General features: G+C 29.4%; 12 protein-coding genes and 1 riboswitch. All 12 genes read right to left on the bottom strand.

Annotation, left to right across the window (positions count from 1 at the left end; genetic code table 11):
- Nucleotide 1: 1 nt before the first annotated feature.
- The 12 genes from rimI to ACTG47_RS01260 all read right to left on the bottom strand — a co-directional run bounded on the left by rimI (nucleotide 2) and on the right by ACTG47_RS01260 (nucleotide 14,384).
- Nucleotides 2-478 (bottom strand): ribosomal protein S18-alanine N-acetyltransferase, encoded by a 477-nt coding sequence (gene rimI, locus ACTG47_RS01315; RefSeq protein WP_479925817.1) that lies wholly within the window; start codon nucleotides 476-478, stop codon nucleotides 2-4.
- Complete coding sequence (gene tsaB, locus ACTG47_RS01310; RefSeq protein WP_479925816.1) at nucleotides 468-1,184, bottom strand: tRNA (adenosine(37)-N6)-threonylcarbamoyltransferase complex dimerization subunit type 1 TsaB; 717 nt, start codon at nucleotides 1,182-1,184, stop codon at nucleotides 468-470. Before tsaB ends, rimI begins: the two co-directional genes overlap by 11 nt.
- On the bottom strand, nucleotides 1,184-1,636 hold the full coding sequence (tsaE, locus tag ACTG47_RS01305) for a tRNA (adenosine(37)-N6)-threonylcarbamoyltransferase complex ATPase subunit type 1 TsaE (RefSeq protein ID WP_479925815.1): 453 nt from the start codon (nucleotides 1,634-1,636) through the stop codon (nucleotides 1,184-1,186). The genes tsaB and tsaE overlap by 1 nt, the downstream gene beginning before the upstream one ends.
- Before the next feature lie 126 nt (nucleotides 1,637-1,762).
- The gene (locus ACTG47_RS01300; RefSeq protein ID WP_479925814.1) at nucleotides 1,763-2,803 is read right to left on the bottom strand and encodes a DUF4116 domain-containing protein; all 1,041 of its coding nucleotides are present in this window, start codon (nucleotides 2,801-2,803) and stop codon (nucleotides 1,763-1,765) included.
- Nucleotides 2,804-3,139: 336 nt separating this feature from the next.
- Nucleotides 3,140-3,745 carry an ECF transporter S component gene (locus ACTG47_RS01295; protein WP_169469729.1) on the bottom strand — a complete coding sequence of 202 codons (606 nt, stop codon included), beginning with the start codon at nucleotides 3,743-3,745 and terminating at the stop codon, nucleotides 3,140-3,142.
- 124 nt (nucleotides 3,746-3,869) lie between these two features.
- A riboswitch (FMN riboswitch) is annotated at nucleotides 3,870-3,987 on the bottom strand.
- A gap of 59 nt (nucleotides 3,988-4,046) precedes the next feature.
- Nucleotides 4,047-5,213 (bottom strand): amidohydrolase, encoded by a 1,167-nt coding sequence (locus ACTG47_RS01290; RefSeq protein WP_169469730.1) that lies wholly within the window; start codon nucleotides 5,211-5,213, stop codon nucleotides 4,047-4,049.
- 123 nt (nucleotides 5,214-5,336) lie between these two features.
- Nucleotides 5,337-7,478 (bottom strand): Tex family protein, encoded by a 2,142-nt coding sequence (locus ACTG47_RS01285; RefSeq protein WP_479925813.1) that lies wholly within the window; start codon nucleotides 7,476-7,478, stop codon nucleotides 5,337-5,339.
- Nucleotides 7,479-7,624: 146 nt separating this feature from the next.
- Nucleotides 7,625-8,732 (bottom strand): peptide chain release factor 2 gene (prfB, locus tag ACTG47_RS01280; RefSeq protein WP_479925812.1). Its coding sequence is split into 2 segments (ribosomal slippage): nucleotides 7,625-8,656 and nucleotides 8,658-8,732, totalling 1,107 coding nucleotides; the frame shifts between segments, so codons are not numbered across the junction.
- 14 nt (nucleotides 8,733-8,746) lie between these two features.
- Entirely contained in the window at nucleotides 8,747-11,422 is a 2,676-nt protein-coding gene (secA, locus tag ACTG47_RS01275) for a preprotein translocase subunit SecA (protein WP_169469733.1), read from the bottom strand.
- 131 nt (nucleotides 11,423-11,553) lie between these two features.
- Nucleotides 11,554-12,105: a ribosome hibernation-promoting factor, HPF/YfiA family gene (gene hpf, locus ACTG47_RS01270; protein WP_169469734.1), complete on the bottom strand. Its 552-nt coding sequence runs from the start codon at nucleotides 12,103-12,105 to the stop codon at nucleotides 11,554-11,556.
- A gap of 549 nt (nucleotides 12,106-12,654) precedes the next feature.
- Nucleotides 12,655-13,329, bottom strand: coding sequence for a copper homeostasis protein CutC (locus ACTG47_RS01265; RefSeq protein ID WP_479925811.1), 675 nt, complete (start codon nucleotides 13,327-13,329; stop codon nucleotides 12,655-12,657).
- A gap of 2 nt (nucleotides 13,330-13,331) precedes the next feature.
- Nucleotides 13,332-14,384, bottom strand: a complete 1,053-nt coding sequence (locus ACTG47_RS01260) for a Sapep family Mn(2+)-dependent dipeptidase (RefSeq protein WP_479925810.1) — start codon at nucleotides 14,382-14,384, stop codon at nucleotides 13,332-13,334.
- Nucleotides 14,385-14,388: the final 4 nt, after the last annotated feature.

Genomic DNA, 14,388 nt, shown 5'->3' with positions numbered 1-14,388 from the left:
TCTACACCTCTTTTAATTGGTTCCACATTATAATTGCATCTTCTTTATTATCACTGTAGTATTCTTTTCTTATTCCACCCATTTTAAATCCATATTTTCTATATAAGCTTTGTGCTATTTTATTTGACGCTCTAACTTCTAATGTCATAGACGCAATATTATTGTTTTTACATAAATCAACTATACCTTTTATAAGCTTGTCTCCTATTTTTTTGCCTCTATAGTCACTATGAACAGCCACATTATTTATATGTCCTTCATCAAGTATAAGCCAAATTCCCACATATCCTACAACTTTTCCATCTAGTTTAGCTACTATATACCTTGCAACTTCATTAGACAACTCTTTTCTAAAAGACTCTTTTGACCAATAATCTTCAAAACAGTTTTTTTCTACTTCAAAGACTTCGTCTATATCTTTAATGGTCATTTCCTCTATTTCTATATCATCTATTATTGGTTTTGTATTATCTTTCATTATTTAGCCTCTTCATTTTTTCATCATATTGTACTTCAGCCTGAGATTTTCTGATATACATAGGATTTATTGTATAACAAGTATGTACATCTATATTTTTATTATATTTGTTTAATGCCAGAGAACATAAGCTTCCTGCATTAGACACATTGTTAACTGGCGAAGGTATTTTTATATTTTTTATATTCTCTAACTTATCTTTATATTTGTATACAGCTTCTCCAACTACTATAAATTCTTCATCACTTGATACTATTTCCTCTAATAAAGCATCAAATTCTACAACATCAACACCATCTAATTCTATTAATTCTCCATTTTCAAATTTATATTTAGCTGAATAAACTTGGTTCTTCTGAGCATCTAATATGCAACATATCTTTCTCTCACATAGATTCATGTTATTTGCTAGAGATTCTAAAGAATTCACTGCTATTATTGGTATACTATTTACATGAGCCATAGCTTTTACTGTGGCCATACCTATTCTAAGACCTGTAAATGAGCCAGGACCTATACATATAGCTAATAAATCTATATCTTTTATACTTAAATCACTCATGTTCAACATACTTTCTATCATTGGCATAAGTTTTTGTGAATGAGTTTTTTTGTTATTTACTGTAAACTCACATATTAAGCTATCATCTTCTACAACTGATACACTTGCTGCCATAGAAGATGTATCCATACCTAGTATTTTCATTATTTAGTCAACTCCTCAACTATTTCTTTGTAAAACTCTCCTTTTGGAGTTAATATCATTTCTCTTCCTTCATCTTTATATTTTAATTCTATATTCAAATATTCTTTCGGAAGTATGTCTTCTATTAGATTAGCCCATTCTATTATGCAAATTCCACTTGAATTTACATATTCCTCATATCCAATATCGTACATTTCATCACTACTACCTATTCTATATACATCAAAATGATATAAAGGTATTTTACCTTCATATTCATTTATTATAGTAAAAGTCGGACTTGTTATATAATCTTTTATACCTAATGAATCAGCTAAGCTTTGTGTCATTGTAGTTTTCCCAGCCCCTAAATCTCCTACTAAACAGATAACACTACCTTCTTTTAATACTTTGCCTAATTTATATCCTATTTCTCTAGTTTTGCTTTCATTTTCTAAATATATTTTTGCCATTAATTCATCTCCATTTTGATATAATCGTCATGTGAATTTATATCACTGCTTAATTAATTATAGTATAAGCCTCAATTATTATAAAGTATTTCTATTTATCTTTTTTATCTTTCAATATTAATAATCCTATATACATTCTTCAATAGAAATTTTTACATATTCTTTTGCCTTGCAATTCTGTTTTAAGGCTTCTCTACATATTTTCTCAGATTGTTCTTTTACGTACTTGAGAGATTTATAATTCTCCTTTACTGCTTCAATGCACATTCTCTCTGTCTGATTTTTTATATACATTAACATCTTTCCATTTTGCCTTACAATTTCTATACACATATCTTCTGTATACCTATCTATGTAACTTAACACATTTTTAATATTATATCTTTTATCTAAATGTTTTATAGCTTCTATACATATTGCTTCTGTCTTATTATTAACAAACTGCAGGCTTCTTCCATCTTGTTTGACAGCCTCCATACATATTTTATCTGTTTGTTTATTTACATATTGCAATGCCATACCATTTTGATTTACAGCTTCCATACACATTTTATCTGTTTGTTTTTTTACATATTGTAATGCTTTGTAATTTTGCTTAATAGCTTCCATACATAATTCTTCACTCTGCTCTCTAACATATGCAAGACACCTACCATCTTTTTTAATTGCTTCTAAACATATACTTATTGTTTGAACCTCTAAAGCTTTTAAAATACTTACAACATCTATATTAGAAGAGCACTTTATTACTTTTATAATAAGATTATTCGTTTTGTTTCGTACATACTTAAGTGCATTACAGTCTTTTTTTATAGCTTCCATACATATTTCATCTGTTTGCTCTTTTACATATTCTAGTGCTTTATAATTATACCTTATTGCCTCTAAACATAATTCATCTGTTTGTTTTTTTACATATTCTAATGCTTTATAATTCTGCCTTATCGCTATTATACACATACCATCAGTTTGATTTTTTATATTTTTTAATTCACGATAATCATACTTTACACTTTCCATATTTTGAATATATTCATTTGTAATATGTTTTAAAGGCATTTCTAACTTTGTGTTATCAATACTGATATGAATATTTTCCCAATTACTATTAAAATAATACCCTTTATCATCTAAAAATAATTTTTTCAATCTTTCAGGTATGTTCATCTATCTACACTCCTATCATTATTAAATTAGATATTATTAAAAAATCTGTTCTAAATCTTTATTTATTTTTAATAATAACTTTATTTTTTCTTTATTATGAATTCGCTCTGTGTATTATAGATACCTTTTTAGTTTTTTAATAGTTAATCGTTTTAATTCTTCCTTTATTTCAAAAATTAAACTTGTCTAAATATTTCTTATTGCATATACAATTTTTGATAAATTAATAAAGCCATAATATATTTAATATATCAATCACAGTATAGGACTGAAGTTACAAATAAATTATGGCTATTCAATGCGTTTAATTTTAAAATTTTATTTTTTCTTGTCTAATTATTTTTTTATTACATTACCCATTTTTTTGTAAAGTGGTAATGTTACTAAAGATATTATGACAGCCTTTAATACATTAAATGGAGCTATCATCCAAATTACAAAAGTAAATAAGTCATGAACTTGAGGATTTATAGCTGAACCTAGACCTATTATAGCATCTAGTCCCATTAATTGACCATAAAGTGGTAACATTACAAAATAATTCACTAATGAACCAATTATAGTCATAGCTATTGTCCCTAATACAAACCCAATTACTACACCTTTTAAATCTTTACTTCTCTTATATGAATAACAAAGTATAAGTACATAAGAGCCACCAATTAATATGTTTGCAAATTCTCCTACTCCTCCAGTTGTTGTTGCTGTTATCATTTGCAGTATATTTTTTACTACAACTACACCAAATCCAACTAATGGTCCTAAAGACATACCACCAAATATTGCTGGTATATCTGATAAATCAATTTTTAAGAAATCTGGAAAAATACCTGGTATTGGTGCTTGAATAAACATCAATAAATAAGATATTGCAGATAAAATTGACATAACCACCAAAGTTCTTGTTGAAATCATATTACCTCTTTTTACTGTATTTTGCATAACTACTTTCCTCCTAATCAATATGTTTATATTTTTTAGGAAAAACAAAAAACTCGAAGACCTTATCTTCGAGTTTTTATGGATATAGTTTAAACAAACTAAAATAAACTTATTTATATTCCATAAATATCTTCTCTCATCCAGACTTTACTGTCGGCTTTGGAATCTCACCAAATCAACTACCTAAGTAGTTCGCGGGCTATACCGCCGGTAGGGAATTTCGCCCTGCCCCGAAGATCTTCTTTGATTTTTTAATTTTCCTTACACTCTTATATTAGTTAATTTTTTAATAATTGTCAAGTTATTTTTTTTCATATACTATCTTACCATTTATTATAGTACAAAGTACATTACTTTGAATCTCTAGTGGAGAATTATCCCATATTACTATATCTGCATCTTTACCAACTTCTATAGAACCCACTTTATCTTCTATTCCTAAAGTCTTAGCTGGATTTATTGTAATTGACTCTATTGCCTTTTCTTCTTTCATACCATGTTTAACAGCTATGCCTGCACATATTGGAAGATATTGAACAGGTATTACTGGATGGTCTGTCATTATACATACATCAAGACCTGCATTTGAAAGTATTCCAGCTGTATTAAATGTCAGGTTTCTAAGTTCAAACTTAGACCTTTCTGATAAAGATGGACCTACTATCACAGGAAATCCTTCTTCTACCAATTCATCTACAATAAGATGACCTTCTGTACAATGGTCTAATGTAAGTTTTAAGTTAAATTCTTTTGCAATTCTTATTGCTGTAAACATATCATCAGCTCTATGAGCATGTGCCTTAAATGGAATTTCTCTCCTCAACACAGGTATTAAGCTTTCCATTTTTATATCATATTCAGGCTTTTCACAATCCTCATCATCATGGCTCTCATATACATCAATATCCTCTAGATATTCTTCTGCTTTTTTTAAGTTCTCTCTAAGCAAAGCTGCTATAGCCATCCTAGTTTGGGGAGATTTGTCATCCTGACCATAACAACTTTTTGGATTTTCTCCAAATGCTATTTTAGATGCAACTGGGTTCTTTATTACCATTTTATCAATTCTTTTTCCATATGTTTTTATAGCTATACATTGACCTCCCATAACATTTGCACTTCCAGGTGTTGTACAAACAGAAGTTATACCACCTTCAAAAGCTTCTTTAAATGTTCTATCCATCGGATTAATTCCATCTATGGGATTTAATTGTGGTGTTATTGGGTCAGTTTCTTCGTTTCCATCTGCCCCTTCAAAACCTATACCATCTTCCCATAGACCCAAATGAGTATGGGCATCTATAAATCCAGGAAACACAAGTTTATTACTTGCATCTATTATATCCACATCTAAAGGTGCTATTAAGTCTTCTCCTATTTCTATTATTTTTCCTTCATCTATAAGGATGTCTCCTTGAATTATTCCATTTGTTATGGTATTTATTTTACCATTTTTTATAAAAATCATTCATTTTCCTCCTGATTTTCAAGACTATCATACTTCTTTTAATATTGGTTTTTACAATATATTTGTACGATTTTAATACTTATATCTTCTGTAAATCACGTTTACAAAAATATATAAACTTATTTATTTTTTCATTGATAAAGCCACTCTTTTTTTGTTTAAGTCGATTCCTATAACTTTTACATCGACTATATCTCCTACTGTAACAATGCTCATAGGGTCTTTTACAAAACTATTACTCATTTCTGATTTATGGACTAGTCCATCATTTTTTATTCCAATATCTACAAATGCTCCAAAATCTACAACATTTCTTATTGTGCCTTTTAAAGACATACCTTCTTGTATATCTTCAATCTTTAAGACATCCGTTCTAAGAATAGGCTTTATTCCTTCTTCCCTTGGGTCTCTTCCTGGCTTTTTGATTTCAGTTATAATATCTCTTAAAGTAACTTGACCTACTTCTAACTTTTCACTTAATTTTTTCAGACTAATCTCTTTTATTTTCTCATCTATCTCGTCTATATTTTTATTTTTTATATCCTCTAAAGAGTATCCTATTATCTCAATCATTTTTTTACATATATCATAACTTTCAGGATGCACACCTGTATTATCTAGTGGGTTTTTACCATCTAAGATTCTCATAAAACCAGCACATTGGGTAAATGCTTGAGGTCCAAGTCTTTTTACTTTTTTCAATTGTACTCTTGATGTAAAATCTCCATTCTCTTCTCTATATGCTATTATATTTTTTGCAATGGCCTTACTTATTCCTGCAATATGTTCTAGTAAAGAATATGACGCTGTATTTAAGTCTACTCCAACACTGTTTACGGAATCTTCAACGACACCATCTAGTACTTCTTCTAGTCTCTTTTTATTTAAATCATGCTGATATTGACCTACACCAATACTTTTGGGGTCTATTTTTACAAGCTCTGCTAATGGGTCTTGTAATCTTCTAGCTATAGATATAGCTCCCCTTATTGATACATTTATATCTGGATGCTCTTCATTTGCAAGTTCAGATGCTGAATAAACAGATGCCCCAGCCTCACTAACTATAACATATTGTACTTCTCTATCTATCTCTTTTATCATTTCTGATACAAAAGTTTCTGATTCTCTTGATGCAGTCCCATTACCTATTGAGATTATATCTATATCGTATTTTTCAATCAATCCTTTTAAAACTCTCTTTGCTCCCTCTACATCATTTTGTGGTTCTGTTGGGTATACTGTTGTATAATCTAATAGCTTACCATTTTTATCTACTATAGCTATTTTACATCCAGTTCTAAATGCAGGGTCAAATCCCATAACAACTTTATCTTTAACTGGTGGCTGAAGCAATAAACTTTTAACATTTTTTCCAAATACACTTATAGCTCTTTCTTGAGCTATTTCTGTTAAATGATTTCTTACTTCTCTTTCTATTGATGGAAAAATTAATCTTTTATAAGAATCTTCTATTGAGCTTACGATTTCTTCTTTATTTTTGAAATTTTTATCATTTACATATTCATTTATTATGTAATTTAAAACCTTATCATTATTTATTTCTAGTTTAACTTTTAAGAAGTTCTCTTTTTCTCCTCGATTTATTGCCAAAACTCTATGTGGAGCCATACTCTTTACTGCTTCGTTGTAATCATAATACATATCATAAACTGATTTCTCATCAGTAGAGCTTTTACTAACTATCATACCTTCTCTTAAAGCTAATTCTCTTATATATTTTCTAATCTTAGCATCGTCTGAAACTAATTCTGCAATTATATCTCTAGCACCTTTTAATGCATCTTCAACAGAAAGAACTTCTTTCTCCTCATCAATATAATTCTTTGCTTCTATTTCTATGTTATCTAGATTATTTTCTAGTATTGACAATGCTAAGTTTTCTAATCCTTTTTCCTTAGCTATTGTTGCTCTAGTTCTTTTCTTTTGTTTATATGGAGCATAGATATCTTCTACTTCTTGTAATGTCTTTGCTTTTTCTATATTTTTTGTTATTTCATCTGTTAACTTGCCTTGCTCATCTATTAGTCTAACTACATCATCTTTTCTACTTTGAAGGTTTCTTAAATACATCAATTTTTCATGAAACTCTCTTAGTGTGACATCGCTCATTTCACCAGTCATTTCTTTTCTATACCTAGCTATAAATGGTATTGTATTTCCCTCATCAATAAGTTTTAATGTATTGTTTATTTGCTCATCTCTAAGATTAAATTCTTTTTTTAAGATTTGATTTATATCCAATTTTTTCACTCCTAATGTTAGTTTTTTCATAAGTATAATAATAAACAGAACGAAGGCTGAGGGTTGTCGTCCTCAGCCTAAGTGCTATAAGTGCATAGTAAGCACTAACCTTCTTATACATATATCTTAATTAAAGTGCATATTTATCAAACTGTTTTATTCATTTTTAAGTATTCATTAATAAATAGGTCTATATTTCCATTCATTACACTATCTACATTTCCAAACTCAGCATTTGTTCTATGGTCTTTAACCAACTTATATGGTTGAAAAACATATGACCTAATTTGACTACCCCACGTTATTTGTGAATATTTTCCTTGTATGTCTTCTATTTTTTCCTTTTGTTCCAATTCTTTTAATTCTATCAATTTTGCCATCAAAAATCTCATGGCTCTATCTTTATTTAAATGTTGAGACCTCTCATTTTGACACTGAACTACTACACCTGTAGGGATATGTGTTATTCTAACTGCTGAATCAGTTGTATTTACATGCTGCCCTCCAGCTCCAGATGCTCTATATGTGTCTATCTTTAAATCCGATGGATTAATTTCTACTTCCATATTCTCATCTAGCTCTGGTGTTACATCTATAGATGCAAATGAAGTATGTCTTTTTCCTGATGGGTCAAATGGAGAGATTCTCACTAATCTATGAACCCCTTTTTCACTCTTTAAGTATCCATAAGCATTTGTTCCCTCTACAAGAATTGTAGCTGTCTTTATTCCAGCTTCAGGGTCTGATATTATATCTAAAAGCTTAACTTTATAACCCTTACCTTCTGACCATCTTATATACATTCTCAAAAGCATCTGAGCCCAATCTTGAGCATCCAGGCCACCAGTACCAGCATTTATAGATAATATAGAATTATTTTTATCATACTCTCCACTTAGAAGAGTCTTTATTTTAATTTCAGATAATTTCTCTTCTACTGATTCTATAGATTTTTCTATATCTTTTTCTACAGAATCATCCTCTTCTTCTAGGCCTATTTCAATCAGCACTTCTATATCTTCTAATAAGTTTTTTAAGCCTTCATATTCTTCTAGCGTCTCTTTCAAAGATTTATTTTCTTGAAGCACTCTTTGAGCAAACTCATTATCATTCCAAAAGTCCTGTTTGTTTATCTTTTCTTCATTAATTTGTATCTTTTTCATTAATGAAGCTATGTCAAAGAGAAACCCTCAATTCTTCTAAATTTGAAGCTATTTGCTCCACACTATGTCTATACTCTTGTATCTTTAACATTTAATCCTCCAAGATTATCTACCACAACAGTTTTTATATTTTTTACCACTTCCACAAGGACATAAGTCATTTCTTCCAACTTTTTCATCTTTCTTAACTGTTTTGCTTGTTGGAAGTGTCCCATCTGATGGTGAAGATAGATTTTCAACATCTACAACTGCTTTTCTTTCCACTGGAGTTTCTATTGTTATATTAAATAAATATCTTACAGTATCTTCTTTGATATGTTTATTCATTTCATCAAACATGTCAAAACCTTCCATTTTATAAGCAATAACTGGGTCCTGCTGACCTACAGCACGAAGTCCAATACCTTGACGTAATTGGTCCATCGCATCTATATGGTCTATCCAATGATTATCAACAGCTTGAAGTAAGATTACTCTCTCAACCTCTCTCATTCTTTCATAGCCTACTTGTTCTTCTTTTGAAGTGTATATCTTCATAGCTATTTCGTAAACTTTTTCTGTTATTTCAACTGGATTAAGCTTTTCTATTTCTGGTATTTCTATGCTACCTTTTGGTAAGAACAGATTATACATATGCTCTTTAAATCCATCTTCATCAAATCCTTTATCTTGTGTATAAAGAGTCACAGCTTCTTCTATTATAGAATGAGTCATTGATTGTATTTGTTCTTGTAAATCTTCTCCTTCTAATACACGTTTTCTTTCTGCATATATTATTTCTCTTTGTTTATTCATAACATCATCGTATTGAAGTACATGCTTTCTTATTCCAAAGTTTTTACCTTCGACTTTCTTTTGTGCTCCTTCAATAGATTTAGATAATATTCTATGTTCTATTGGCATATCTTCTTCAAGACCTATTTTATCTACGATTCCAGATATCCTGTCACTTCCAAACAATCTCATAAGGTCATCATCAAGACCTATATAAAATCTTGAACTACCTGGGTCTCCTTGACGACCAGCACGACCTCTCAACTGGTTATCTATTCTTCGAGATTCATGTCTCTCTGTACCAATTATAGCAAGTCCACCTGCTTCTACAACTTGTTTTTGTTCTTCTTGTGTTTGTTGTTTAAACTTTTCAAATAGTTTTTCATACTCTTCTCTAGCTTCAAATAGAGCTTCATTGCCTTTTACAGGTATACCTTCTATTGGAGTATCTACTCTGTTTACTATTTCCTCTTTAAATCCATTTCTTCTCATCTCTCTCTTAGTTAAGAAGTCTGGGTTTCCACCTAGAACTATATCTGTACCACGACCAGCCATATTAGTAGCTATTGTAACAGCGCCTAATCTACCAGCCTGTGCTATTATCTCTGCCTCTTTATCATGATGCTTAGCATTTAATACTTCATGTTTTATGCCTTTTTTCTTTAATATTTGTGATAATAGTTCTGATTTTTCTATTGATACTGTACCTACAAGTATTGGCTGATTAACTTTATGTCTTTCAATTATTTCTTGTGCTACAGCATTAAATTTACCTATTTCACTTTTGTATACAGAATCTGGTAAATCTTCTCTTACCATAAGCTTATTGGTAGGTACTTGGAAAACGTCCATTTTATAAATTGCTTTAAACTCTTCTTCTTCTGTTTTTGCTGTACCAGTCATACCAGAAAGTTTTTTATACATTCTAAAGTAATTTTGGAATGTTACAGTAGCTAGTGTTTTAGATTCTCTTTGTATTTTAAGACCTTCCTTAGCTTCTATCGCTTGGTGTAAGCCTTCTGAATATCTTCTACCAAACATAAGTCTACCAGTAAACTCATCAACTATTACTATTTCTCCATCTTTAGCAACATAGTCAACGTCTTTCTTCATTATTACATGTGCTCTTAAAGCTTGATTTATATGATGATATAACTCTGTATGAGATATATCAGTTATATTATCAACATTAAAGTATACTTCTGCCTTTTGTATACCTGATGCTGTTAGAGATACAGCCTTATCTTTTTCTTCTAATTCGTAATCATCTGGTTTTAGAGTTAACACAAATGTATTTGCATCTGAATATAAGTGAGTTGATTTGTCTCCAGGTCCAGATATGATAAGTGGTGTTCTAGCTTCATCTATTAGTATAGAGTCAACCTCATCCACTATAGCATAATTTAATCCTCTTTGAACCCTTTGCTCCTTGTGTATTACCATATTGTCCTTTAAGTAGTCAAATCCGTACTCATTATTTGTACCATAAGTTATATCACAATCATATTGCTCTTTTCTAACTTTTGGATTTTGACCATGCACAATAACCCCTACACTCATTCCTAAAAACTCATATATTTTTGCCATTTGGTCTCTATCACGTTTTGCAAGGTAATCATTTACTGTTACAACATGTACACCTTTTCCTGTAAGGGCATTCAAATAAACAGGAGCAGTTGCAACCAAAGTTTTACCTTCACCTGTTTTCATCTCGGCTATTCTTCCTTGATGTAACACTATACCTCCAACCATTTGGACTCTGTAGTGTCTAAGTCCTAACACTCTCTTAGAAACTTCTCTAACTACTGCAAAAGCTTCTGGAAGTATATCATCTATACTTTCATTATTTGCTAATCTTTCTTTAAATATATTTGTCATATTTTTAAGTTCCGAGTCTGCCATAGATTCAAATTTAGGTTCTAATGAATCTATTATATCAACAGTTTTATTGAACTTTTTTAATTCTTTTTTATCTGCCATGTTGAATAAATTATCCATAAAGCTCATATTTTACATCTCTCCTCGTTCTTTATTGTACTATTATTCATTTTACCATAAAAACTATACTTTTAATATTAATTTAAAAAGCTATCGATAATTTATTTATCGATAGCTAATATGATTAAATCTAAATTGCTTTATTCATGTTCTATTATACCATATCCACCATTATGACGCTTATAAACTACTGCTATTTCATCTGAATCTATATTCTTGAACATATAAAAGTCATGTCCTATTAACTCCATTTGTAATACAGCTTCTTCTTCACTCATAGGTTTAACACTAAATTTCTTACGTCTTTGAATTACTAATTCTTGATTTTCATCCCCATAATCTTCTTGTTCATCAGCTAGATTTATTTCTGCATCTTGGAATCTTATGCTCTTGTTGTCTTTATGTTTATCTTGTAATCTCTTTTTATATTTTTTTAATTGTTTACTTAATTTATCATATACAACATCTATAGCTGTGTATAAATTTTCCTGCATATCTTCTGCTCTAATTATAGGTCCATTTACAGTAGCTATTGTTACCTCTATTTTTTGTCTTGCTTTTTTAGCACTTACTGTAACTTTTACATCAGTGTCTGGATGAATGTAATTATCTAACTTACTTAGTTTGCTTTCGATTTTACTTTTTATTGCATCAGTTAATTCGATTTGTTTTCCAGATATAATTATGTTCATAAGTACATCTCCCTTCAATTATGCCAGTATAAGAAAATTTATACTTTAATAATATATTCTACACGAACTTTCATAATCCTCTTTTTATTATTAACTTTTATGATTTTTTATATTCAATTGATAGAATTATTTATCATTTTTAGTTATTTAAAAGCTTATGTGGATTAATATTATTACAACTGCCTGTGGATAATGTGGATAAAACTGTTAATAACTCTTGTATTTGTTTATTTAAAGCTATTTTTGCTACCGTTTATATCCACAAATATCTCCATTAATTGTTTATTAATATGTGAATTCATGTCATAAGTTGGTAATTTTAGGAAATTATATGTATTATATGCCGTTCGACTTTTATAAATCTTTTATAAATATAAACCCTCTAAAACCTCCATATTTTATTTTTCTTTCATTATCAATATTCAAGACTATGTAAAAGTAGTAAAGCTCCTCCAACAATAATTTCATACTTAATACCTATTATCATGCATATACCCAAATTATAATTAACTCACACTCTTTATTTATATTAAATATTTAATGTTTATACTATTTTGAAATTATATTTACAAGTTGTTTAAGTTTTTGTCTATCTATACCTTCAAAAGAACTGTTATTTATCCTAATCGCTGTACCAAAATGAAAATTACTTGCTTTAGTTAATTCCTTTATCTTCTCTATATTGTTGAAATTAAGTCCTCCACCTAACAGAATTTTTATATGATTAGAACTAAGCATCATATTCTTTATTATTTGTATGTTATTAGCTATATTGCCTTTTCCTCCTGATGTTAATATATTTGTAATTTTATTATAATCCTTCAAAACCTTAATACTATCCATTATATTTGATTCATCTATAGCTCTATGAAATGTGACATCAAGAGTATCACAACCTTTCAATAAAATATTTAGATTTTTTTCATCTATATTATTATTTTTATCTAACATACCAAATACAACCCCATTAGCACCAATATCTTTAATTATACTTATATCTTTTTGCATGATGATTGTATCTTCTTCACTATAAGTAAAACTTTTTGCATGAGGTCTTATCATTACATTCACAGGTATCTTTACACTGTTAACGACACTTTCTATAAGACCAAAACTTGGTGTTAATCCACCTTCAGTTAAGGCACTAACCAACTCTATTCTATCTGCGCCACAATCTTCTATGATTTTAGCGTCTTCTACTGTCATTCCTATTATCTCTAACATAACTACTCCTTTGCCAATTCATATATTGCATTTGCAAATATCTTTGCATTTAAAATTATATCTTCTATGTCCATATATTCATCAGGATTATGAGCTATTCCTTTTTGTCCAGGAAATGAAGGACCAAATGGAACTATATTTGGCATTACTTTTGCATATGTGCCTCCATTGGTTGTTACTGGAGTTCCATCCAATGCTGTTACTCTTTCATATGCTATCTGAAGTTTTTTAATAAGCTCATTCTCTTTATCAAAATACACAGGATTAAAATTAGAAATAACTTCCATTTCAATACCACTTGGAAAACTAAAGTTTATTTCATCTAATACATTTTCTATTTTATAACTAAAATCGTATTTTACCTTTATATCTAATATAATATCACTATTTTCTTTACTTAATTCTTTATATGTAACAAGCACATTTTCAGACATGTTTTCTATAAAATCTAAGAATGTGTCTTCTTCATAGATATTTTTACTTTTGATTCTAATCTTTGCCATTCCTTTTTCACCATATACAACAGGATACTTACAATCTGGTGTAAATCCCATAAGAGGAATTTTTTCTTTTTCTAAATAATATGGTATGTCTTCAAATCCACTCTCTTCATTTGTGCCAAAAATTATCCTAACTTTTTTATCTAACTTTAAAGCTAATTCTTTAATAGCATACAATCCATATAAAGCGGATATTATAGGACCTTTATTATCTAATACCCCTCTACCATAAATTCTTCCACTGGCTTTTTCCCCTTTATAAGGATGATACTCCCAACCTTCACCTTCATGTACAACATCTACATGACCAATTACACAAACGTAATCTTCACTCTCTCCATATTCTGCATAACCAATATAATTATCTAAATTTCTAACCTTAAATCCCAATTTTTTTGATATTTCTAATGCTTTATTAAGTGCTTTACCTACTTTTTCGCCAAAAGGGAAGCCATTTTCTGACTCCCCTTTAACACTAGGTATTTTTACAATATCTATAATATCACTTAATAAGTCTTCTTTTAATTCATCTACTTTATTATTTATGATATCCATAAAA

The organism is Clostridioides sp. LIBA-6622, from assembly GCF_056716095.1.
The sequence above is the reverse complement of the archived record's forward strand: the minus strand, read 5'-3'. Positions and strand labels throughout refer to the sequence as shown.